The sequence below is a fragment of the Ruegeria sp. YTSA105 genome (genome assembly GCF_059610225.1).
Genome location: NZ_JBXWNE010000010.1, coordinates 1 through 22,231, shown reverse-complemented (window position 1 = coordinate 22,231; position 22,231 = coordinate 1). Strand labels below are relative to the sequence as shown.

Below are 22,231 nucleotides of genomic sequence, written 5' to 3'. Positions count from 1 at the left end.
CTGTATAAACAGGTTGGTAACTATCACCGGGTTAGACCTGAAAGAGAATGCAGGAACAATCAGCGGTTTTAGGCATGACGCAATCTGTCAGCGCGGCTCTGGCGCGCAAGCTTTCGATCAGTCAGGAGGAAAAGGGTGACAAGCCTCGCTCGATCCTCCGTGCGCTGCGTCTGGCTTTTGCTCGCGCGGCAGAAGATCGTTTGCAGCTGCCGTTGTCGGTAATCGGCGCCAAACAATCCTGTCGGCCACCAGGTGGGCTGACACAGTCTTTGGATGAGGATTGGATATTGCTGCTCTTTTCAGGCTCAGACAGCAGCTTGGCTGCGATCTGCATGGATATAGGGTTAGTGTCGGCTGTCGTGCAGGCTCAGACAATAGGCGAGGTGATGCCGGGAGCGCCTTCTGCGCGGGGGTTCACCGATACGGACGCGGCCATGGTGTCCCCTTGGATCGAAGAGGGGCTGTCCCGCGCGGCATCACTTGTCGAAACGGCGAGTGACCGCATGTGCCTGATCGGTTTTGAATATGCTTCGCGCCTTGCGGATCTGCGAACTTTGACCCTGGCGATGGTGGAAGAGGAATACCGAGTTTTTGAACTGACAGTCGAACTTGGCGGTGGGCTGAGACAAGGTCAGCTTTCAGTACTGTTGCCTATCCGACCGGCTGAAACGGCCGAGACGGAGGTGATTCATGATGAGCCAGAGGGCAGGCTTGATCAGGCATCGGGCGTGTTGAGAGCAGATTTGAATACGGTGGTCTGCCGGATGCCCTTGTCCCTGGCGACGCTGACAGAACTGGCGGTGGGGGATGTGTTGCCATTGATCGGGGCGCGGCTGGATCGTACCGAGATTGTGGCGATCGACCGCAGCCGGGCCGCGATCGGACGGCTCGGCCAATGCGGAGGACTGCGTGCGGTGCGCCTGAACGAAACCTACCAAACTCAGACATTTTCCCAGCCCGAAGCAAATGAGTTCCTTGAGGCGAGTTCAGCCAGTATACACGAAGAGGGGCCAACCGAACACGGGCAGGAAACAATGCCATTTTCCCGCGGCGCGCTGGGCCTAGAGGGGACAGAATTGAACCTCGAGAATTCGGAACACATGGTTGCCGAGATATCTCAACTGGCTGGTTTATCTGGGGATGAAAGCGCGCTGAAAGGCAGTTAGCAGACGGCTCAAGTCACTGATCTGCGTATTTCTTCCAAGGTTGGACGCAGGTTGTCCAACGCATAGCCTGCCTTGGTCGTCGCCTGAAGGATGTCTTCGGTGCTCATGCTTTCGCACTGCCCCAATGCCCAGATCACAGAACAACGCGTGCCCGATGCACAATATGCGAGAACCGGACCGGCACAGGATTCTGCCAGGTCACGTTGCAAGGAGACGTTTTCGGGCGTCATGGTCTGATGCGTCAGCTCTAGCACTTCGTATTCCAACCCGGCAGCACGCACGGCCTGTCCGATAGCATCTGACTGGAGATCCTCGGGAACTTCGCTGTTCGGCCGGTTGCAGATCACTTTGACAAAGCCTGCCTCGACAATAGTGGGAACATCCTCGACCGAAATTTGCGGCGAGACGGCATAGCGGGGGGTTATCGGTCGAATCTCCATGGCTACTGCTTAGGTCGCGTTTACGGTTCTGTCCAGTTTTGCACCTACGGCAGGAGCGGCATACATCCCTGCGAGCATGGAAATCAGAAACACAACGCCTCCGGTTCCGCCATACGTAAGAGACGCGATGGCTGGACCGGGACACAGTCCCGCTAATCCCCATCCCATGCCAAACATGACCGATCCGATGATAAGGCGGCGATCCAGTTCATGCTGCACCATTGTCGGGAAATTCCCACCCGACAGCGGTTTGCGATCTGGAACCAGCCTCCATGCGATCATCATGGGCACAATGGCTCCCCCCATCACAAATGCGAGTGTCGGATCCCAGTTGCCGAAAATATCCAGCCACCCCTGCACCTTGGTTGTGTCAGTCATGCCGGAAATCAACAGGCCTGCTCCGAACAAAGAGCCCGAAAGAAGCGATATCAGATTGCGCATCAGATCAACCCCCAGACATGGCGAAACAAGGCCAGCGTCACTGCCCCGGCCGCAATGTAAAGGATCGTTGCCACGATCCCGCGCACCGAAAACCGGGAAATGCCGCACACCCCATGTCCAGAGGTGCACCCGTTGGCAATTCGTGTCCCGATACCGACAAGCAGCCCAGCCCCGATCACAACCGTCAAATTCGAGGTCAGGTTTGTCTGCGGCCCCGGCGACAAAAACAGGCTTAGCATCAACGGCGTCCCAATCATCCCAGCGAGGAAATACAGCCGCTCGGCCGAGCGGTCAGAGCGATCGACAAGCCCTCCCAGGATACCGCTCGCCCCCATTACACGACCGTTTCCAAGCAGGTAAACTGCTGCGCCAAGACCAATCAACAGGCCGCCTACCAGTCCCCATATCCATTCTGAATACACTGATTTGTTCCCCCAAGAAGTTCGGCTCTAGCCGTCTAAAGTTTGTTCACTGGTAGTTTCAGGAACACGTCGCCATTCTCATCCTCAGGCGGCATCTGACCCGCCCGCATATTGACTTGTAAAGAGGGCAGGATCAGCCGCGGCATGGCCAAAGTGGCATCGCGGGCGTCGCGCATTTCAACGAATTCCTCGATAGGTCGACCTTGCCCGATATGCACGTTCAAGGCCTTTTGCTCTTCAACAGTTGTTTCCCACGCAAACTCGTCCCGCCCAGGAGCTTTGTAGTCATGCCCGACAAAGATGCGTGTCGCATCCGGCAGTGAAAGGATCCTTTGGATCGAGTTGTACAAATCTCCGGACGATCCGCCGGGAAAGTCGCATCGCGCGGTGCCAAAATCCGGCATGAACAGCGTGTCTCCGACAAATGCCGCGTCGCCGATGACATAGGTCATGCAGGCGGGCGTATGCCCGGGGGTGTGCAAGACGTCCCCTTTCATTTGACCGACATGAAATCCGTCGCCGTCGCGGAACAAGGCGTCGAACTGGCTACCATCGCGCTGAAACTCGGTACCCTCGTTGAAAATTTTCCCGAAAGTTTCCTGGATGGCGACGATTTGATCACCGATGCCAATCTTGCCTCCGAGTTTCTGCTGCAAATAGGGGGCTGCTGAAAGGTGGTCGGCATGGACATGGCTTTCCAGAATCCATTCGGTTCGCAACGAATTGGATTGGACATATCCGATGATCTCATCCGCAGATCGCGTATTGGTCCGGCCGGATGCGTGATCGAAATCCAGAACACTATCTATGATCGCGCAGGCATCGCCTTCAGGATCCTGAACCAGATAAGACACCGTGAATGTCTCGGCGTCAAAAAATGCTTTCACTTTGGGCGTCATGGTTTCCTCCGCCGGTTAGGTCTTAGTCATATATTAATAACGGAATGTGAAGCAATCAACATTTGGTGATTTGATGCCGGTCAAGGCAGAAGCGGCAAAGTCGGGCTAAAATTCAGGCATCCTGCGAAAGCGCGCCGATGTTAGGGGGCGGTCGGGCGAATTTTCGCGCGATAGAATAACCGAGTGATGTAAGTCTTAAAACCGTTACTAAACTATAGGTAACTGATGACATTTGGGAGGATGGATATGCCGAGAATCGATTTGTATTCCGAAGCCGAACAACTTGAGAAAAAACTGAAGGGCGCCAGTGTTGATACCCGCCTTGCCCTTCAGCCCAGTGTCACAAAGGTCATCGAGAAGATGCGTCTGCAGGGTGTTGAGGTTCCTGCGCGCCTGCGCCGTCTGGATGCGGCCCTGTGCGAGGACGTTATCGAAGCGCGTTTCGACAATCTGCCGGTATGATAGCCGCAGTCAACCGAACGAGATTCCAAGTATAACCAGCATAAGACCTATCACCGACAAAAAGAGCGCGCCCATGTTCCAGGGCAGCACCCGTTGAACAACGGCGCGCAGTTCATCGTCAGACAGGCCGGATTTGCGGGCTTTCATGACATGCAGAATGCACCAAACCAGCCCAGCCAGGCCGATAAGTGACAGGGCGGCACCGCCCCAGGTGATGAATTCGAACATCGTTTTCCATTTTTCAGCGTCTGACATGAGCGCTTAACTGATAGCGCTGGCCCGCACAAGCGAGACTGGTTTTTTGCATGCTTGCGGCTTGGCTCGCACCGATGTATCCCGCTTGTTGCCCACCTTTTCAGCATGACAAACCAGCCTCCGGGAGAGACTTAGATGGAAGAGAATACCGAAGATCAGGCCGCCGCGAATTACCGTGTAACCGCGGGTGAGTTGCGCCAGTTCATCGAACGGATCGAGCGTCTGGATGCGGAAAAGAAAGATTTGGCGGAGCAACAAAAAGAAGTGATGGCCGAGGCAAAAGCGCGGGGCTACGACACCAAGGTGATGCGGAAAGTGATCGCATTGCGCAAACGTGACAAAGACGACATTGCCGAGGAAGAGGCGGTGTTGGAAATGTACAAAGAAGCGCTGGGAATGTAACGGCTGCTTTCCCGCTATAGACTCAAGGTCTTAGAACCTGCACTCCGGGCATGGACTCAAGTCGGTCCATGTCCTGCGCATATAATTCTGCAAACGCGTCGACGATTTCCATGCTCCAATCTGGCAGATCAAGCTCTTCTGTTGTGAGCTCGGTTTTGGCGTGTTCCTCCAAAACCGTGGCAAGGTCGTCACGCAAATGTTCGTCCTGTTCCAGGCTTTGATCAATCAATGCCAGACCTTTGGATTTGCCTGAATCGTCTAGAAGTGACAGCAGTAAATCAAACTCGTCAACCAGCGTGTTGTCCGGGGGGAGGGCCGCGATTGCACGGATTATATCTCCCCAGATCAGAGGTGCGTCCTCATTGCTCCAGAGTGTGATTTTGACATTGGGCGCAAGATCTCTGATGTCCTCGACCATGCTGATCCAGCTGAGGCAGCTGATATCGGTACTTCGCATTTTGTCGAGGCGACTCTGTTCAGGTAGCGACATCAGAGCTTTGGGAATAAATCTGCCAGGGCTTAAAAAACCCATACAAAGCTCAATTTCGTGGTCAGGAAAGGACTTTTCAAGCAACTCCATTCGGCGTCCCGCATTTGGGTATAGCTGCCCGTCGTCCAGTGCATTTCCAACATCGCCTGCAAAGCTGGCGCATGAGTAAATCAAACGATCGACCTTCGGAGCCGATCGCAACCCAGCCCGAAGCATTTCCTTTGCGGCACCGATTTCATCCTGGTTTTCAATGGCAGCAAAGGCGGGTTCGAAAATTTGCCGATAACGGCGCGGGCCAAATACGGATGCACCATTTTGATGCAACGCGCCGGTGTTGCGTTGAAGGGACCGCAATACGAGACCTTCATCGGTGAACGCAGCACCTGCGTGGATTGCAACCTGCATATTCGGTTTTTACCCTCGCGTTCGTGCACATTATCTGTTGGGTTACAGGCTGTACTCCGCACAGTCAAACCAGGCGGAGTAAAATCTCTGGGCCAGACCCAGTGCCATGAATACAGAAAATCGTTAAGCGGCGGCAAAATTCTGTCTTGAAGTCCGTAACAAGAGGCATTAATCGACACCAAGTGCCCCTATAGCTCAGCTGGTAGAGCAACTGATTTGTAATCAGTAGGTCCGCGGTTCGAGTCCGTGTGGGGGCACCACTTTTCCAATAAAAAACAATGCGTTGCGCAGCGTCTGGCCGCGCGAGTTTACTGCCCATTGCGCAGTCAGACATATAGCAGACATTCTGCGATTCAGGCCCCGAGTGCCCTGCGCCACATCAGTCTGACATGTTCGATACGTTCTAGTAGATTGGGAGCCAGTTCTCGTACCCAGTTTTTGTTTTTATTTTCAATATCTTGATATGCTTTGATATGAAAATACGTTGTTTAATGAGACATCAGATTTCAACACAGGAATCGGGCACAAAAGGTGACGAATGAAGTCGTATAAGAAGCTCAGAGTTTCTTGTATTTTGATATCAAATTATTGCTTTTAAACATAAATATGGCGCTCACCTATGTGGATTTTCTGTAATCATTGCCAAATTGCAAGGCTTTTACTCAAGAATAGTCAATGCCCTTTACAGCTATATGTAGTTCTGGGCGCGACGTCATTATCTGCCTCGCCATAGAATTCAAATGGCTGACCACCTCCGGAAGAGACATCCATGCGTTGGTATCAGGATGTTGCCAACGCTTTCCATTCGCTTGGCAAATAAGTAGGCAGCCGGTTCGACACATTTCGTGTTGCAAATATTGGCCAACCAATTGATTGACAAGCGCGTCTTCCAACTGTGGTACGCTCCAAACTTCTCGTTTCAACTCCACAGTGGCATAGCCTTGCATAGCGTGAGGGTGGAAACGGATGTCCGTACGGTTTTCGTCAATCACGACAGCCTCTTGCGTAAAATCGAAGACACCTCGATCTCGACCGCGCAACCAGTTTGCGATGGATCTGCGTAAATCGGTTTCCTGATCCAAGCGACGCAGAGCTTCGATAGGCGTATCGTCAGCATGCAGGACATCGTGTTCAAACGAGTCTAGTCTCGTCATCATTGCTGTCAGCAGTGATCTATTGTCGAACGGTATGAAAGCACCCTCCCGATCCATTGCTTGAAAGGCGGTTAGCGGATGCGGTGTCACGTCACTCATCTGAGCTGCAATTTCATAAGCCATTTGACGCAGTCGATCTGGCATATGCCCAAATTCGGGCTGGTCGGCCAATTCATGAATGACAGCTAAAGTTTCAGGCAATTTGGTATTGAGGAGAGACTCAAGCAGAAACGATCTTGCGTCTTGTGCGTTGTCACGCAAATCTGGCGTATATGTGCCTTCATGCTCGACATCATCTTCTCGGCGAACAGTTTGGTAAGCACGTAACACTAGATTTCTCAGAAGCGGCACACGACGTTCTTCGGGAATCTTGGCCAAGTCTGGCACCCGTCGGGTGTGCCTATCGCCAAACACATTGGCAAATGCATTGATAGCATTCTCAATGCTTTCCGCTGTTCCTAAATTCTCTGTTTCAAGTAAGAGGCGTTGGCACCCGGTTTCGGGATCCAGCATTGCCATGAGCGAAAGTACAAAGTCAGTAGGTAGAATTGCACTCTGTTCGAGTTGTTGCTCGAGAGACCTGATTGCCAAGGTGCAAGCCTCGGGGTTCCCATCTTCAGCAATTATGCGAATGGCATACTCCAGAGCACTTTTTGCCCCTTCCTGTTCCGCTGAAACAAAGTCCGCTATGTGTGGCGCTACTCGAACCGCCACTGCGGTCTTCATATTTCCAGTTCCGTTATACAGTACATCATGGAACATTTCGGCCTGTCCCACTTCTTCCAGCTGTTCTAGTTGAGCAAAAGCCTCACCGGCAACCACGTCAGCCACAGCTTGTGGATGCACCTCGTCCAACGTCGCCATGTATCCGCCAAAGCCATTCAGTTCGATGCATGCAATCCGCGCAGCTCTAGTCGCTTCATCGTAGGAAAGGGATTTTGCCCAACCAATTGTTTCTGCCTCAGATTTCACTGCGACCAGAGCAAGCAACCAACTCTGGGGGTAGCTATTGCGTTGCTCTTGCGCCCGCTCGCTCCGGAGCTGAACGTCGGTTGACCGCCAGAATACTGACAGTTCGCGGCGATAGCATTCCAGAAAGTCATTCCCGAGCGTTCGGGCAATCGTTGCACTATCCCAATGCCCCCAAGTGCTATCTCTGTCGACAGCCTGACTTGTGACTTTCTGTGCGTCGTACAAAACACCGAGCCGACGCTCACCATTCAAGAGGTATTCGGGATCATTCAGAACTTCAGACCGCCATTCAAGCCATCCGGCGACACGTTCGGATTCCTCTGTCTCGCGTTCGGCGTCACGAGCCTGCATTTCAAGATCAAATTCGTCGAGTTCCCGAGGCTGTGGGTTCAATATGCGATAAATGGTTTCAGTCCAATCTTGCCTATCTTCCACCCGGTATTGCAACGTCTCGGAAAGAGCTTGATCTTCTTTAATGTCGAAAAACTGTGTGATTGCATGGAACGCTACGCCCCTACGGTTTCTGTCAGCGTCTGGTGCAACTGCCTCAAGCAGCCAAGCTTGGTCACTGGTGTCATAACGGAGCGACCGTCTACTATCCGACGTGGCCCTAATAAAACGTGGCCAATCATCTTCATTCCCCTCCATCTCATCCGCTAAATGCAGGCACGCCCAAAAATAGGCCTCTCGAAGTCTGGAGTTCGCTCCAAGTGCTGACCAAATTGCTTTCGTTTCCTTCTCCGCAATGATGCTTTCGTATCGCTCTCCGAAGTGGATGGCGATGGAAAGCGCCCGTGCCCAAGCTGAGGGATCTTCTGTCTCTGTTGGGACCGTCGTTTGACAACACGCAATGAGTCCATCCTGATAGTGATCCTTTTCCGCGTGCGCTTGATACATTCGGCAATCGTCTCCGCGCGATGCCCAAATTCCATCGGCTAATCGATCCCGCAAAACGGCTTGTTCTTCTTGGCTGAGTTGGTCGTTTTTGACGGTCTGATAAATCGTATAATTCAAACCATGAACAGAGTTTGGAACGACATCTAAACCATCGATAAGTGTCAAGAACGCCTCTGAGTTTATAAGGTTTGGCACCATTTCTGGTAGAATGTTCCTGATAACCCGCTGTGGTAAGACCCTGTTTAGGACCGCTTCTGCGAGAGTGCGTTTTTGATCCGATGTTCCGGCAACAAGGACACCTCGCGATGCGTAGATTCGATGATACGCGTCTAAGTTTTGATCCAATGCTGCTGTCAGTGCCAAATCTGTACAGTCCGGCATCGGTCCAAGCCAAATCAATTCAAGCAGGAGTTCCAAGCTGTCATGACCGGTACAAGCATCCTCCCAAAGTTCGCGAACGACGGCACCAAGGCTTGCGTGAGCGACACGCCTGAGTTCTTGATGCCCAATGCCAGAACGACACCAACCTTTTCCGGAGTATTGAAGTGTATATCCACGCAAAACTTCGGCTCGGATGTCCAATGATAGTGCACTCGGTAGCCCTTGCTGAAACAGCAACCCCGGCTCTCGTTGCAACAAGGTCCTTCGAATGTCGGCATGCCATAGGGCCAACCAAGCAGCTACCGGGGCAATGCTTGGTTTGACAACCGCTTCGCCACCGACTTCGCCAAACAAGAGAGCGAATAGGTCGCGTTCGTGCATGCCATCTTCACGTAAACGATGCAGTCGCGTTGCTGCCAGATATTCTTGTGTTGACCGATGGTGGAACCGCACTGAGCCAACACCACTCGGGTCGAATAGGGTTTTCCCAATAAGCTCCTTTTGTTGATCAGGCGTCCAGTCCGTCAGGATGTCCCCTACATCCAGCGCGTCAGGACTGTCGCTCTTCTCGACATTTAGCGTACGCCTCTTTAGCAGAAACATGGCTAGTGCAATTCGTTCGGCACCATGCTGGGCTTTCTCAGCGCTCAGTGCTCGAGGTTTATTTGGTTGTTCTTCCCGTAGTTTTCGCTGAATGCCTAGCTTCAGCTGATCTTCTAAAGAACCCAATGGAACGCCGGTAGCAAGCTGATCTAAAGCATCAATGATCTCAGCAGGCAGTCGGTAAAGATGCCAAAAATCATGTGCTTCCAAATGGGTGCAAAAATTATCGGCAAAATTCGGAGAATAGTTTTGAGCGAAATCTCTTACCTCGGCTTGGCTAAGAGGTAAAAGCGTGACGATGAACGGCGAGATGTTCTCATTCTTGTTTTCGGGCTCTGTTTCGGAGCTGACTTTCCCTTGCACTGATCCCGATTTCGAAACCACCTGCAGAAAATAGGCTTCACTACCGTGGTCTTTTTCATCAATTGGATTTGATCCACGTGAAGAAAAGGTGCGTTTTAGCCCTATTAACAACCGACCGGCAATGCGTCTCAAGCACCCAAATGGGTCAGAGTGGCTGCTACCGCTCTGACCCACCGCCTCCGGGATGTTTCTTAATTCTGAGGCGGGACTAAACGAATTCCGAGCCACGCAAAACGGCTCTAATTGCTGGCTGTCGATTTGGGACTGCCAATCGGCAGGTCGACAGGAAAGCACCAAATTCATTCGTGCAAAGTGCGGTTCACAAGCTGAATGGAGCTTCTTGACCGCCGTGCGCAGCGAACCCTCTCTGAGTTTTAGTTCATCTAAGGCATCTAAGAAGAAATAGGCGGTAGCCGTAGGACTTCCCTTCCAAGCCTCGAATGCCACGGCATCTTTCTCAGTCAACGCGTCTTCGAAATTTTCGTCATGCAATAGCTCCAGTGGAACGAAAAACGCAAAACTTCCGGACTTGCGCAGTAAATCCACTTGCCTTTCAAACTCGTATGTCTTGCCCGAACGCCCCTCACCCAAGACAACCAAGGGGGTTTGTTCCAAGAGGTCAGGCCACTTGTAGACACCATCGGGTTCTGAACCGAAGTAAGATAAATAATCGGGGTCTCTAAGTTCTTGTTTGTCGGCGCGTGCGAACCGGCGTGCGACAGCGACGTTTGACACCATTAAATTGAAACTCCGATATTCGATGACGCTTCCCAACAAACAATTGGTTGAGGGCAACTAGCTTGCAGAAAAGTATAAGTTTTCTGCTGCAAGTTGAAGTGGTTGATTGATTTTTTGGGAGTTCGGTGCGGCTTGATGGTTTCAATATCTGCTGTGCTCGTCATACTGGGCTTGAAAATTGATCCTAGTTGTCCACCGATAACCGCGATGTGTGGACAAACTCAGTGTCGCGCGTGAAGTTTCAACGCGGTCTGCGAGCGCAGCGCTTCGGCTTCCCAGTCGGTCGTTGATATGACTGGGACTAGCATCAGACCGGACACTCGACCTAACTCCTTGCTGTGTAGAACTCTGACCTCTTCCTGCGCGACCATCAGTTTGAATAAACGGTCGAAGGCCTTAGTTGCATGCTCAGACTCAGCCTTGGTAATGTCGGCTTGGGCCATGTACTGCTCGAATGCCCGTTTCAGCTGATCCAGGGTTTCGCAATCGCTGAATTTGACGGGACGAATACGCTTCGATTTCTCGCTGAACAAAATACGTGCTGCGTCAGCATCACCGCCTTGCGCCCTCAGAGTCAATGCATGGCACACTTTGGCTTCTTCTTCAGGGGTCATTGCAGCTGCCTCCATCGTTTTGAGGGTCATTGTAAAACAGATGTGAGCTCCGCGCACTGGGCCGCAATACGACCTGACGCAAATTATCGAAGACGCAAAAGCATCTTATTTTTCATTGGGTTGAGCGTGAAAGCCAAATACATTGGTGGAAGTTCAACAATGAGGGTGAGATCATGATCAGCGCGGTGCCTGAGGGGTTGGAATTTGATGAAAAGAAGATGCGGTTTGACCTGAACCACGCAATGAGAAATGACCGCGTTTTCGGTGCTTTTCGCTTGTACGGAAGACCTGCTGAGGGAGGTTCACTGTTGTCCAACCCTCTCTATGGCCGCAAGTACTACGCGTTCAACGATTTCGAGTTGGCATTGGCAGATATGCAAGACAGTTGCCCGAAGTGGAGCGAAATCGACCTCAATATTCAGATCAGCCATGCGCTTGTCTATGTGATGGATGGAAGCGGGCGCAAACCCAAGTTTCACGCTCATCTGTGGAAACCCGACATGGGCCGCAAGCTTGCCAAGATCGACTATTCACGCATGCATGATGGCACAAATCCCTACGAGCGAAATGCTCTAGCAACATTGCTTAAGCAGGATCGCCCTACGAAAGTCTCCACAATTGCTAACGCTGCATACAACTTCATCGGCAGCAGGATTTCAACTTTGCATCCATCAGTTGAGGGATATAGCAAAGACATTCACCTTTTGATGCTAAGGAAGACCCTGACAAGGCTTATGCACTTGAATCCGATGGTCATGTTTGAGCGAGGCAATGACCCACGGGGATCTGATGCCAAGATTGAGCATCTCGGAGCTTATGACACCGGTAGGAACTGTCATTTGAGTTGAATGTGTTTCACTAAGCTGACGCTGACCGGATCCCGTGTGAATGTGTACTTAGTCGTCTCAATCACAAGACTGATTGTATACTGTGATGGGTGAACGTATGAAACACCACATACCCAGAACAATACGACCGTTTAGTTCACAAGGAAGATTTTATGACTGCTACAAACCCAATCGAAACACTGTTGCATCGGGCTAAAGAGGCAGGTCTAAAAACTGAATGTCGTGAAGTTCAATACGAAGACGAAATGAGAACTTGGAATTACCTCTTGATGCCAGCAGGAAAGGAGCCAAGGCGTATCCCAGTTTCATCAGCCGAGAAAGCGGAAGAGTTTCTAACGGTTGAATTCGAGCGTTTTTCCTTTCTGGGTGACTATGATGCGATAGCGGATCTTGAAAAAGGAGAAATTGAAGTAGCCCTTTCATCACGCGACCCAATGGGACCGTCAATGATTGAAAGAAGGCTTGGGTTCTCTCCGCTACCCACAGGTGACGATGAAGAAGGTGAAGATGAAATCGAAGAGTTCGCTTTGCGCGCTGAAGGTCCGGGCGGGGTTAGACTGGAAATTTCCCAGGGCACCCGAGAATTACAAGTTTTGACTTCGAGGCCCGGTAGGCGTAATCCATTGAGCCTTAAGCTTTTTCTTGACGGCTCCCATAAGTACGGCTCTGCGCTCAATGCACTTGAGACTGTTTCGAATTCGTTATTCTTTCAACTGGATTTGGAGCGAGGGGTCACTCTTTCGTTAAGAAAATCACTTCGTAGGCGTCGACCAATCAGACGCAAAATCTCGAGTGCCGGCGAAGTTGCAAAACTACAATTTCCTGATTTCGAGTACGACAACGCACCAATCTCACTATACTGGTATGGGAAGAGTGCACGGGGGATGCCGCTACTGCAGTTTTTGGCATATTATCAAGTTGCCGAGTATTATTTCCCCAATTTCGCAAAACTAGAGGCCGTAAGAAGCGCAAGGAAGATTCTAAAACACCCCACTTTTAGAGTGGACCGAGAGTCCGACCTCACAAAACTCATTGCCTCAATTTCTGGAAACGGTCGTGTTGGAAGTAGCGAGCGCGAGCAAATGAAGGCAACCGTCTCGGAAGTCTTGTCCTTGGACGATGTTTCGCAATTTTTTGAAGATAATGAAGATATCGCTGCAATCGTAGGAAAGAAACAAAGAGGTATAACTGACAAGACGGTAAACCTAAACAGAAAAGACCACGATCATCGCCCGGACATCGCTGATCTGTTATATGATATCCGTTGCCGCATCGTTCATACAAAAAATGACTCGGACAGTACTCGATCAGAGATGCTTCTGCCATTCTCAACAGCAGAGGACGAACTTTGGGCCTATATAGACTTGATGCAATTTGTTGCTCAAAATGCGCTCATTAGGTCAAGCTCAGTTTTACGTTCTCTATAAAAGCATCTAGTCGCTGTGTATTCTGGGTGGAGGTTTTTTGCGCTTCCGCAAAGAACTGCTTTATCTTTGGAAAGTGGCACCAACGGCGATGAATGGCAGGTCACCGGTTTGCTATACGATGTGTGACTACCACCGTAAAACCCGTTCAAGTGTAATTCGAGACCTTACGCTTCTTGCGGCCCCCACCCCCACCCATATGGGGGTCATGACAAGGACCAATCCGCGTGGTCGGCGTCGCCCCAATCATGCGCAGCGACATTCATGTGCTGGAGGAAGGCCGAGCGTGCAGCTTGTAGGGCCGGGATGGTAATTACTCTGTGTGTCTGTGCCGTATCGCCGCTCACAGACATGGTGCGATTGCGGCCCGGTATCAGGGTAATCGGTTTCAACACCCTTGCAGGCTGCGGGGCATTTGATCCAACACGAATGCTAAAACTTCGAAAATGCTCAGCGAGCGCCTTAGTTCGCACTTCCCATGCTCCGCCGACATTGCGTGAACATGGCGGCAGAACGCCAGTTTCCAACAAGTCACGCAGAACCCGCTCTGGCCCAACCGCGGATTCAAGCTTCTGATCATCACGGCCTTGAGTGTGGGGGATAGCACCCGGGTTGAATGCAGAAATATCACGGGTTTGCAGAGCATGCATGAGTGCTTCCAGCTCATCTGGATACTGCCGTCTGAATTGCCCCCAATAATCCCAGTCTTTCGCATGGCGTGGGGAAACGACCAACACGAGCATACGGCGGTCGTGACGGGCGATATGAGCGACCTGCGATGCGTTAGATGTCATGAACACCCTCGCGCAATTCCGCGCCTCAACCGCGGCAATCCCCTTTGCATTGTAGGTCATAGTTTTGTTGGTGATGAGCGCCTTAACCTTGCTTTCCACAGCCCTATCATTCGGAGCAACGGCCTCTTCAAAATGCAGCAGGATCTTCTCTTTGGCGCTGCTGTTGAACTGACCAACCAGCGTATTGGCATCTGCGGTTGTGGCACAGTACCGCTCACCAAGAAGCTCTCGCAGTAGGTCCATGAATGTGGACTTTCCTGTACCCTGTTCTTCGCTTTGTAGGATGATTGCCGTTCCCGGCAGATGCATGGGCTTCTGAATCAAGTGGGCGAGGTAATTCAACAAATACTCGGAGGCTTGTTTGTTGCTGGCGCAAATCACCTCTCGGATCAGATAGGATATCGCGGGCCACTCGCCCATGACCGGCATCGTCGCCCATCCTCTAAAGGTGTTGAGGATGCTGCCAGTGTCGGTCGAAATGGTGCGGTTCAGAGTGTCATATCGCATTTCTTGTTTGACGTAGCGACGCGCCTTGTCGGATTTGCACCATTCGCCAGCGGCTGGTTTGATGATCGGCACATTCTTGTCGATATCCCAGCCACAGAACATGTCATCGTAAGATTTTGCTTGGCAGAACTGCGGCATCCGCCAGCTGATTTGTGAACCATTGAAGGGATCGAACCTGTCTTCGAACACCATTGGTGTGCCGCCGTGGTTCTCAATCAGATAGTAGTTTTCGTTGTACCATTTGATACGTGTTTGTCTGCAGATCTTTGCCTCTTTGGCAATCATATCGTTGATACAGTCGTCCAAGATAGTGACGGCGGATTTGTCCAATCGAGACGATTGCATTCTGGCCTCCATCAGCTTGGCCCCGAAGTCGTCATCTGCATCTTTCAAATCGTCTTGCAGCGCGTTGGCACGTTCTGGACGCATATAGAGGAAATAAGGAGCGAAAGTGGCTGGCTCGGATTTGTTCATCAGCGCCTGCGAAACCAACATAGCCGCGCGATTTTCCACCATGCGTTTGACGAAAAGAGTTTGATCCCAGAAGTTTGCGAGTGAAACCCTTGGTGCTAATGTCACTTCCTGAGATCGTTCGCACCGTGACTGCTCTGTGGTCGCGAGGGCTTTGGGCCATTCGCTAGGCCACAGTCGGCTGAACTTGTCCACTCGGCTTTCGCCACTGGCCGATGATTCGGCGAGCTGGACAAGGCCGCTACGTGAGAGGACGCGATAGACAGTCTGCTCATCTGTGCAGAATTGCGCGGCGGTGTTGGTGACCGCTGTCATAACGTCTGACCATCCGTTTCGCAGGTTGGAGCCTGTGCGGAATGCATCACCGTGAACGCTGCCGCCTATGATGGCCTGCAACCGGGCTTCAGTGCAGTGCGCCGGAGTAACTTTGGCCAGAGATGAAGAAAGCGCAGGAACGTTAGTCTTTCGGAACGCCTGCAGCGCCTGTGCGGTTTCCTTGCCTATGTCTGCGAGTGAATTAGTACTGAGGCAATTCCCGGTCAAAATCAGTGTGTGCCGCATCAGGAGGTCAATATTGTATTTCGAATGCCGGGCTTTGTGGGTTGCTCTTTCTTCTTCGGTTAGGTCAGGCGCTCTGCCGATGTAATGTAAACCGGCCCCGGACATAGAGGTTTCGCAATAGGTGACATCGGACAGGGCAAGTTTAATCTTTGTTCGAACTGTGATTGCTTCTTCCAAGTGTTCTTTGGCCACCTTCTCAAGCGGATCGACATCAAAACAAACGAAGTCATTTTCAAAGCCAAGTATTAGCGCCAGATTCAACGAGGGTTCACATCTGATCATTTCAACTGCGGTATCGAACGTGCAGTGATGATCCGGGTTGTTCCAACTGCCCGGAAGCACCTTGCCGTCAACGATACGGCACGGCTTCTTGGTCCCGGCACGCGCGACCATCCACCATTTACCGTCGCGCATCTTTTCCGGAATTTTCGCAAACCGGGTTGTAGTGTCATGCGGGAAGGGCGTGACATTGGACGCGTCAAAGACGGGGGTGAGCTTGGCCATTTTGACCTCTTGAGATGCGAAATTGGGCCTATTGTCTGACATGTGTCTGCTTGATCCACAGGTCAGGCGATAGATCTTTGGAAAGGTTAAGAATTTTGAACTAGGCCCGCTGATCGTTTGTCAGCGAGCCTATTTTTGAGGGCGATACAGGCTCAATGCCCACCGCTCGGCCCGTCCTTCTTCGCAGGGGGCTGTTCCGCGCCAATGGCTTTTTCAAGTTCGCGCTGTGCCTCTGCCAAGAACTTGCCGTTAGCCTGTTCTTGGACTCGTTTCAGGTCCACGTCGTTCATGTTTTGCCATGACGCTACAGTCTCAATTGTAACGCCTTGCGCCTGAGCCGTCACAGCGAACGCCTTGAGACGATTCTGGGCATGGGATTGCATTTCCCGAGCCTGCTTTACCTGCTCAATTTCGGAGGCGTGTTTAACGGTGTCCACAGGGTTTGCCGCCATCGGGGCTGGGTGGCTGGCCTTGGGTGTAGCGCCAGAATACAGAACAGCCCCGGTCATGTCGCATATAACGGATTGGCGGACAAAGGCGTCAGGGGCGATATGAGGCAGCGGCTCATATTTGCTTTCCAGTCGATCTTTCGGGTTGATGAACTGGTGGCCTGCCTGTGGTGGCTGATTGAAACGGCGGATGGCATCGTGATACCGCGCCGTGCGAGCCAACAGTCGCGCGAAACCGGGACAAGCTTGCATAAACTCACGCATCAAGGTGTGCAGTTCAGCACCCTCCTTTTGCAGCGCCGTGTAGTCGCGCTTTTGCTGTTCATCGCGCACCCGGACAGTGACCAGCCGATGCAATTCCTCCAATCGTGGCAAGGCATCGCTGAACATGTCCAGTTGCCCTTGCAACGCTAACAGATCACGTTTTGCACTTTCGCGGTCGTCGTCTTCGGTGGTGATGTCCCGGACAACCTTCTGTTTTTCGTTAATTTCGCCTTCCAGATCGCCAATGAGGGACTTGGTTTCGTCGGTGAGGTGTTGAACCGCGTCTGGCGTGAAGGACTTACCATGGGTTTTCAAAGCCCGCTTAATCTCGCCGCTCAAGTTCAGTTCTTTCGTAATTGCCTCGGTCATTTCAGCGTTCCACTTCTTGGAGTGATTTTACCCACGCCGCGACGTCTGAATATCGCCACGCCACGGTGTTTGCGCTCGTCTTGAGCGGTTTGGGAAATTCGTTGTTTCGGATTTTCGCGTACAGGGTCGAGACGGACAGACCCGTCAAATCGACAACCTGCTGACGCCGGAGAAGTCTGATCTCGTCCATTGTGTCGCCCTCAATTGCTGTTCTGCAATCAACGTAACAAGGGCGACCCGCGATGGCCTTGACGCGAATAACGCGACGCTATGTTCGTACAGAATTTTCAGTAGCAGTTGGTCACGACAGGGCGAGGCGTAATGTCTTCCGCGCCCCGCTCAATGCCTTCAGATTCAGCGTTGTAAGGCGGTTCTGGGGGAGTCGTGTATGTCGGGACGTTTGTGGACGTAGTCGCCTTGTGAACCTAGCAACAACGCGAACTGCGCGTCGTGTCGCACGTCACGCAGCCCGCTTTCGCGTAGTTGGGTAATACATGTCTTTGACGGTCCGGGGGCTGATGTTTTCTTTCGGAAAATATGCCGACCAAACATCAGCGACGATGGAAGAACTGCAAACCGTTTTATCGTTGCAGCCATCGTGCCAAACAGGAATGCCGAATATCGAATGAACGCCCCCAACTAGGTTTATAATCATCCGAGTTCGCTGATCCTTTTGGGGATGACAGAGTTTGGGAAACCGTTTCGGTTTAAGGTGATGAAACTCGAAGAAGACATCCCGATAGTGGGGATGTTCAAACCCCCGTTCGAACATCGCTTCCATATGCTCGACCAAGATTGTGGCTTCTTCCCAAATAACTTTGTTTGTCTTGCCTGCGGCTAACAAGCTGCGGACGATGTTTCCTTGTGCATCATGGTCGAGTTCGCAGTAATCGTTGAAAGCCCTTAGCCGATCTGGAATTGCCGGATAGCCAAGTTCACGGAGCAATAAAACGTCGTCGGAACGAATTGCGCCGATGCTGGGTTCAATAACCTTTGTTTCTCTGGGGCTATCTGACAGGTTTTCAACCGAATAGTCCGTCGGCCTATCCAAAACTATCGTTGGGAACATCCGGTTCAGCTCGCCCCGCACCCATTCGGCTGCGGACAAATGTTTTTCGCGGTTCATACTGCCAACCTCACAACATTGGTTTCCCGCTGCGTGATCAATGCGGCCCAATCATCCAGTACCTTGGCGCGCTGGGGCAATTGGCTGGACATGTTGTAAACCCGCGCGACCGCTGACGCCGCCGACCCTGTGGCGGCGTGATTGAGGATGCGATCCACCACACCTTCATTGGCCCCGGATTCCGCCATTACTGTTGCAAAGGATGTGCGGAAATCATGAAACCGCCAAGGCTCAAGATCAGGCAGAAGTTTGTCCAGTTCCCGCTTCATCTTGCTGAACCCCGAAACCGGGCTGTTTCCTGTGGTCGTGAAAAGCAAATCCCAATCGCCTTGCTCTGGCAGTTCCGCCAGTGCAGTCTCTGATAAGTGAACGATATGGGCGCGCCCTGATTTGGTGCGAGCAGCAGGCAGGGTAAAGCGCTGCTTCTCCAGTTCGACCTCAGACCAGCGTAGGTGGGCAATATCCGAGCGGCGTTGCGCGGTCAGGATGAGCAGGCGAACTATCGGTGTCCACAGGGGGCTAAGGAACTCGGCGGCGTCATAGATGGCGCGGATTTCGTCCAGCGTCAAAACCCGGTCGCGTGGTTTTTCCCGCACTGCGTTGGACAAACCTGCGCCAATGTTTTCATCCGTATATGACCGTTGCCATGCGAACTTGCCGAATGCACTCAAAGCCGCCTTGTACCGGTTTGCATGGATCGGAGCACTTGCTGCGGTCGCGTCAATGAAAGCCTGCATATCGCGTCGGGTCAGCTTGGAAATCGGTTTGGTCAGATGGTCAGCCAATGCGGCCTGTAACTGGCGGTAACGCTCAGCGCCAGATTTTAGGTTGTCGAGATGAAGCGTCTTGTAAGCGTCCAAAACTGTGGCGACCGTTGTGTTGCGGATTTGCTCGGCCTTGCGGTCGACGCCTTCCATGGCCTCTTTCTCAAGCGCGATTGCTTTCTCCCGTGCCTCAGACAGGCTGATGGCAGGAAAACGACCAAGAGTGTGGCTACGCAGGGGACCGCCACGAATGCGCTTTTCAAACACCCAAGTTTTAATCCCGGTTGGGGTTACTCGAACGCGAAGACCGACCCGCAGGCTGTCCGATACATCATAGCGCTTGTCCCGCGCCTTGAGCGCAGCAACCGAGCGATCCGTCAATCTGACACGTTCAACCATATCCAAACCCTTTCAAACTGGCCGACCTATTTCTGGTCTGGCCTCTTCATCCGTAGGGCGACGGGGATCTGCGCATCAACAAGAAATAAGATCACTTTTCCTGTGCTGCTGTCAGACATATGGCAGACAATTTCACAAATCACGCGTCGCATTCGCATGTAACGAATGATAACGCCTCGCAATGCGGATGGCACCGTTAATATAATGAAATCAATCTCTTAGATGCAACGCATCGCAATGGTTCGCACGCCTTTGCAACACCCTTGCTACTTGATTTGTAATCAGTAGGTCCGCGGTTCGAGTCCGTGTGGGGGCACCATTTCACTCTAAGATTCTTTCTATTTCTTGATTTTCCAAAAGTCAGAATGATTGGGACAGCGCAGGCGAATTGCGTAACGAAGAGTTTTTCCGAGGACTTTTTCTGATGACCTGCGTAAATGGGGTGGTGGTCAAAGGCGGCGATTGAATTTCCGCAAGTTGCATCGGCGAAACGCATTGTGTTCATAGCCTTATGGCCTTACTGGTGCTTTCAGCCTAAAAACTGGCCCAACGCGCTGTGCGGGCGTGATGGAATGGTAGACATATCAGACTTAAAATCTGAAGGGCGTATGCCCGTGTGGGTTCGAGTCCCACCGCCCGCACCACCTCTGCCAGCCTGATTGATTTTCAAGTCTCGATGCAGCAGAACCTCTCCCGATTTGCTTTGGTTCGGGTTCGGCGGGAATTGAATACCGGGATTGGTCCAGCGCAAAAATCGGTGTCCTGCATTAAATGTCCAATATCTATCCAGTCTAAGGTGAGGGCCTGTCAGGCTACACCTTCCAGTTCCTGCATGTTAGCATCCCGTAAATTTCTTCAGGAGACACCATATGCCGTTGACCGTAAAACAAATGATGGAAGCTGCGAACTCCACCGTCGAGCGAATCCAGAGAGCCAAAGCGGTCGAGATCCTGGAGCGAGGTGGCCTGCTTCTGGACATCCGCGATGCAGCGGAATTGCAGCAGACAGGGCGTGCTTCGGGGTCACATCATATCCCGCGCGGTATGTTGGAATTTCGGGCCGATGACACTCTGCAATCACATGATCCAGAGCTTCGCAAAGATCGCCCAATTGTCTTGTATTGTGCCTCGGGTGGCCGCGCTGCCCTTGCGGGAAAACTGTTGCAGGACATGGGGTATGAGCAGGTCTATAACCTGGGTGGCTTGGTCGATTGGGTGAATGGCGGGGGCGAAGTCGCCTAGCCAATAGGAAACGCCAGAACCCGAGCTGTGATCGTTCGAAAGGTCAGGTCAGGCGTTGAGGAACGTCCTGACGGCGGCCTCGAACTCACGCGGTTTTTCCGCATGCAACCAATGTCCTGCACCAGGTATTTTTGCAAAACGTGCCGAAGGGAACATTCCGCGGATCACAGAGCGATGTTCAGGCAGCACATAGTCGGACTCCCCCCCGGACAAAAACAGTGTTTGACCACCCCAGGATGCGTCTATTTCAGGAAAGCCCATGATCTTGGGCATTTCAGAGGCCAAAGTATCCAGGTTCAAAAGCCAACGCTGTCCGTTGATGTCGAGTGACTGCGTGAAAAAGCTCTGAAGGGCTTTTTCGACTCCGTTGTCGGCCAGTTGTTGTTCAGCGTCCGAGCGACGCTCGACCCGGGAAAGGTCCACCGCGCGCATCGCTTCAATAAACTGAATCTGACTGTGGCTATAGGCCACCGGGGCGATGTCTGCCACCACCAGTTTGCGCAGCTTCGCGCTGTGCAGCAGGGCTAAAGTCATGGATGCCTTGCCGCCCATCGAATGTCCGACGACATCTGCCTGTCCGCCGAACTGGTCGATAACTTCGGCCAGATCATTCGCCAGATCGGAATACCCATGGTCATGCGTCCACATGCTGTTTGCGTGGTTGCGCATATCAACCGCCACAACTTGCCGCTCGTCAGATAGCCGGCGGGCGATGACCCCCCAGTTCCGGGCCGAGCCATATAGGCCATGGGCGATCAGCAAAGGGGGCTTGTCGGTTGGTTCACCATGTATGATCGTGTTCAGCATATAGCCGTGATACCCGCCGCAATCTGAAACGGCCAGCCCCATTGTGGCTCCTATTCCACATGGGTAAACTGTCAGCTCAGGAGGCCGCAGCATGCCGCAAGACACAGATATACAAATCCAAATTGCGCAGACCATACAGCTGTTGCGTGACAAGTTGGGTGTGCGCGACAAAACGCTGACCGCCTCGGTCAAAAAGGCCAAAAGGCAACTGCCGCGCCGGATATACAAACAGGCAATGGTCCTGGCTCAAGCAGAGCAGATGGCGGCCCATCCAAAACTGCGACTTGTGCTGGACAATCCAAAACTGATCCAGGCCTCGGAAGAGGTTCAAAAACATCTGGGGGGCATCAATTTGGCGGATCGGCGGATGGGGTGGTTTCTGGGAATGCTGGGCGGGCTGACTTTTAACCTGTTGGCCTTTTCTGCTTTGTTGCTGATCTTCATGTTGTGGCAGGGGCTTATCTGACCACAAAAAAAACGGCGCCGGATTGGCGCCGTTTTGTTTCTTGGATGACTGAATTCTTACAAGTTTGGATAGATAGGGAATCTGGCGCAGAGGTTTGCGACTTCGGCTTTGACTTTGGCCTCGACCTCACCGT

At 52.3% G+C, this 22,231-nt stretch carries 21 protein-coding genes and 3 tRNA genes; 10 read left to right on the top strand and 14 right to left on the bottom strand.

The genetic code is table 11. From position 1 onward, the window contains the following. The first annotated feature begins 47 nt into the window (after positions 1–47). The gene (locus AC2FH2_RS13425; RefSeq protein WP_496823934.1) at positions 48–1,166 is read left to right on the top strand and encodes a FliM/FliN family flagellar motor C-terminal domain-containing protein; all 1,119 of its coding nucleotides are present in this window, start codon (positions 48–50) and stop codon (positions 1,164–1,166) included. A gap of 8 nt (positions 1,167–1,174) precedes the next feature. Here AC2FH2_RS13425 and AC2FH2_RS13420 read toward each other — a convergent pair whose 3' ends face one another. Genes AC2FH2_RS13420 through AC2FH2_RS13405 form a run of 4 tightly spaced genes read right to left on the bottom strand, consistent with a single transcriptional unit; the run spans position 1,175 to position 3,368 of the window. After that, a complete protein-coding gene (locus AC2FH2_RS13420) occupies positions 1,175–1,606 on the bottom strand; it encodes a protein tyrosine phosphatase family protein (RefSeq protein WP_142638147.1) in 432 nt (143 codons plus the stop codon). Between the two features lie 9 nt (positions 1,607–1,615). Further along, positions 1,616–2,047, bottom strand: coding sequence for a DUF6691 family protein (locus AC2FH2_RS13415; protein WP_142638149.1), 432 nt, complete (start codon positions 2,045–2,047; stop codon positions 1,616–1,618). Next, complete coding sequence (locus AC2FH2_RS13410; protein ID WP_142638151.1) at positions 2,047–2,469, bottom strand: YeeE/YedE family protein; 423 nt, start codon at positions 2,467–2,469, stop codon at positions 2,047–2,049. Before AC2FH2_RS13410 ends, AC2FH2_RS13415 begins: the two co-directional genes overlap by 1 nt. A 35-nt stretch (positions 2,470–2,504) precedes the next feature. Further along, positions 2,505–3,368: an MBL fold metallo-hydrolase gene (locus AC2FH2_RS13405; protein WP_496823932.1), complete on the bottom strand. Its 864-nt coding sequence runs from the start codon at positions 3,366–3,368 to the stop codon at positions 2,505–2,507. Positions 3,369–3,614: 246 nt separating this feature from the next. Between AC2FH2_RS13405 and AC2FH2_RS13400 the strand changes: the two genes are divergently transcribed. Then, positions 3,615–3,830 carry a hypothetical protein gene (locus AC2FH2_RS13400; protein WP_496823930.1) on the top strand — a complete coding sequence of 72 codons (216 nt, stop codon included), beginning with the start codon at positions 3,615–3,617 and terminating at the stop codon, positions 3,828–3,830. Between the two features lie 9 nt (positions 3,831–3,839). Here the strand turns inward: AC2FH2_RS13400 and AC2FH2_RS13395 are convergent, their stop codons facing one another. Further along, positions 3,840–4,058 (bottom strand): carboxymuconolactone decarboxylase family protein, encoded by a 219-nt coding sequence (locus AC2FH2_RS13395; RefSeq protein WP_142638212.1) that lies wholly within the window; start codon positions 4,056–4,058, stop codon positions 3,840–3,842. Positions 4,059–4,220: 162 nt separating this feature from the next. Here AC2FH2_RS13395 and AC2FH2_RS13390 point away from each other — a divergent pair, with 162 nt between their 5' ends. Further along, on the top strand, positions 4,221–4,487 hold the full coding sequence (locus tag AC2FH2_RS13390) for a DUF2312 domain-containing protein (RefSeq protein WP_142638157.1): 267 nt from the start codon (positions 4,221–4,223) through the stop codon (positions 4,485–4,487). A gap of 22 nt (positions 4,488–4,509) precedes the next feature. Here the strand turns inward: AC2FH2_RS13390 and AC2FH2_RS13385 are convergent, their stop codons facing one another. Next, positions 4,510–5,067, bottom strand: coding sequence for a hypothetical protein (locus AC2FH2_RS13385; protein WP_281973223.1), 558 nt, complete (start codon positions 5,065–5,067; stop codon positions 4,510–4,512). A 499-nt stretch (positions 5,068–5,566) separates the two neighbouring features. Between AC2FH2_RS13385 and AC2FH2_RS13380 the strand changes: the two genes are divergently transcribed. After that, positions 5,567–5,642: transfer RNA gene (locus AC2FH2_RS13380), tRNA-Thr, on the top strand. 402 nt (positions 5,643–6,044) lie between these two features. Here the strand turns inward: AC2FH2_RS13380 and AC2FH2_RS13375 are convergent. Together AC2FH2_RS13375 and AC2FH2_RS13370 are read right to left on the bottom strand one after the other, a co-directional pair. Further along, the gene (locus AC2FH2_RS13375; RefSeq protein ID WP_496823928.1) at positions 6,045–10,547 is read right to left on the bottom strand and encodes an NACHT domain-containing protein; all 4,503 of its coding nucleotides are present in this window, start codon (positions 10,545–10,547) and stop codon (positions 6,045–6,047) included. Between the two features lie 164 nt (positions 10,548–10,711). Continuing rightward, entirely contained in the window at positions 10,712–11,134 is a 423-nt protein-coding gene (locus AC2FH2_RS13370; RefSeq protein ID WP_496823926.1) for a hypothetical protein, read from the bottom strand. Positions 11,135–11,277: 143 nt separating this feature from the next. On the opposite strand from AC2FH2_RS13370, the gene AC2FH2_RS13365 reads away from it, so the two are divergent. Both AC2FH2_RS13365 and AC2FH2_RS13360 read left to right on the top strand, forming a co-directional pair. Further along, on the top strand, positions 11,278–11,952 hold the full coding sequence (locus AC2FH2_RS13365; RefSeq protein ID WP_496823924.1) for a hypothetical protein: 675 nt from the start codon (positions 11,278–11,280) through the stop codon (positions 11,950–11,952). A 152-nt stretch (positions 11,953–12,104) separates the two neighbouring features. Beyond that, on the top strand, positions 12,105–13,379 hold the full coding sequence (locus AC2FH2_RS13360) for a hypothetical protein (RefSeq protein WP_496823922.1): 1,275 nt from the start codon (positions 12,105–12,107) through the stop codon (positions 13,377–13,379). Between the two features lie 203 nt (positions 13,380–13,582). Here the strand turns inward: AC2FH2_RS13360 and AC2FH2_RS13355 are convergent, their stop codons facing one another. The 5 genes from AC2FH2_RS13355 to AC2FH2_RS13335 form a co-directional block, all read right to left on the bottom strand. Beyond that, positions 13,583–16,213 carry a DUF5906 domain-containing protein gene (locus AC2FH2_RS13355; RefSeq protein WP_496823920.1) on the bottom strand — a complete coding sequence of 877 codons (2,631 nt, stop codon included), beginning with the start codon at positions 16,211–16,213 and terminating at the stop codon, positions 13,583–13,585. Between the two features lie 152 nt (positions 16,214–16,365). Then, the gene (locus AC2FH2_RS13350) at positions 16,366–17,295 is read right to left on the bottom strand and encodes a hypothetical protein (protein ID WP_496823918.1); all 930 of its coding nucleotides are present in this window, start codon (positions 17,293–17,295) and stop codon (positions 16,366–16,368) included. A gap of 1 nt (position 17,296) precedes the next feature. Beyond that, positions 17,297–17,485, bottom strand: a complete 189-nt coding sequence (locus AC2FH2_RS13345) for a helix-turn-helix transcriptional regulator (RefSeq protein WP_496823916.1) — start codon at positions 17,483–17,485, stop codon at positions 17,297–17,299. Positions 17,486–17,755: 270 nt separating this feature from the next. After that, positions 17,756–18,421, bottom strand: a complete 666-nt coding sequence (locus AC2FH2_RS13340) for a hypothetical protein (protein ID WP_496823914.1) — start codon at positions 18,419–18,421, stop codon at positions 17,756–17,758. Beyond that, positions 18,418–19,584, bottom strand: a complete 1,167-nt coding sequence (locus AC2FH2_RS13335; RefSeq protein WP_496823912.1) for a tyrosine-type recombinase/integrase — start codon at positions 19,582–19,584, stop codon at positions 18,418–18,420. Before AC2FH2_RS13335 ends, AC2FH2_RS13340 begins: the two co-directional genes overlap by 4 nt. A gap of 231 nt (positions 19,585–19,815) precedes the next feature. On the opposite strand from AC2FH2_RS13335, the gene AC2FH2_RS13330 reads away from it, so the two are divergent. From AC2FH2_RS13330 to AC2FH2_RS13320, 3 genes are all read left to right on the top strand, one after another. After that, a tRNA-Thr gene (locus AC2FH2_RS13330) sits at positions 19,816–19,903 on the top strand. A gap of 239 nt (positions 19,904–20,142) precedes the next feature. After that, a tRNA-Leu gene (locus tag AC2FH2_RS13325) sits at positions 20,143–20,228 on the top strand. 225 nt (positions 20,229–20,453) lie between these two features. Then, positions 20,454–20,825, top strand: coding sequence for a rhodanese-like domain-containing protein (locus AC2FH2_RS13320; protein WP_142638196.1), 372 nt, complete (start codon positions 20,454–20,456; stop codon positions 20,823–20,825). 48 nt (positions 20,826–20,873) lie between these two features. Here the strand turns inward: AC2FH2_RS13320 and AC2FH2_RS13315 are convergent, their stop codons facing one another. Beyond that, positions 20,874–21,632, bottom strand: coding sequence for an alpha/beta fold hydrolase (locus tag AC2FH2_RS13315; RefSeq protein WP_142638214.1), 759 nt, complete (start codon positions 21,630–21,632; stop codon positions 20,874–20,876). Positions 21,633–21,723: 91 nt separating this feature from the next. Here AC2FH2_RS13315 and AC2FH2_RS13310 point away from each other — a divergent pair, with 91 nt between their 5' ends. Continuing rightward, positions 21,724–22,098 (top strand): hypothetical protein, encoded by a 375-nt coding sequence (locus AC2FH2_RS13310; RefSeq protein ID WP_282027770.1) that lies wholly within the window; start codon positions 21,724–21,726, stop codon positions 22,096–22,098. Positions 22,099–22,231 lie beyond the last annotated feature (133 nt).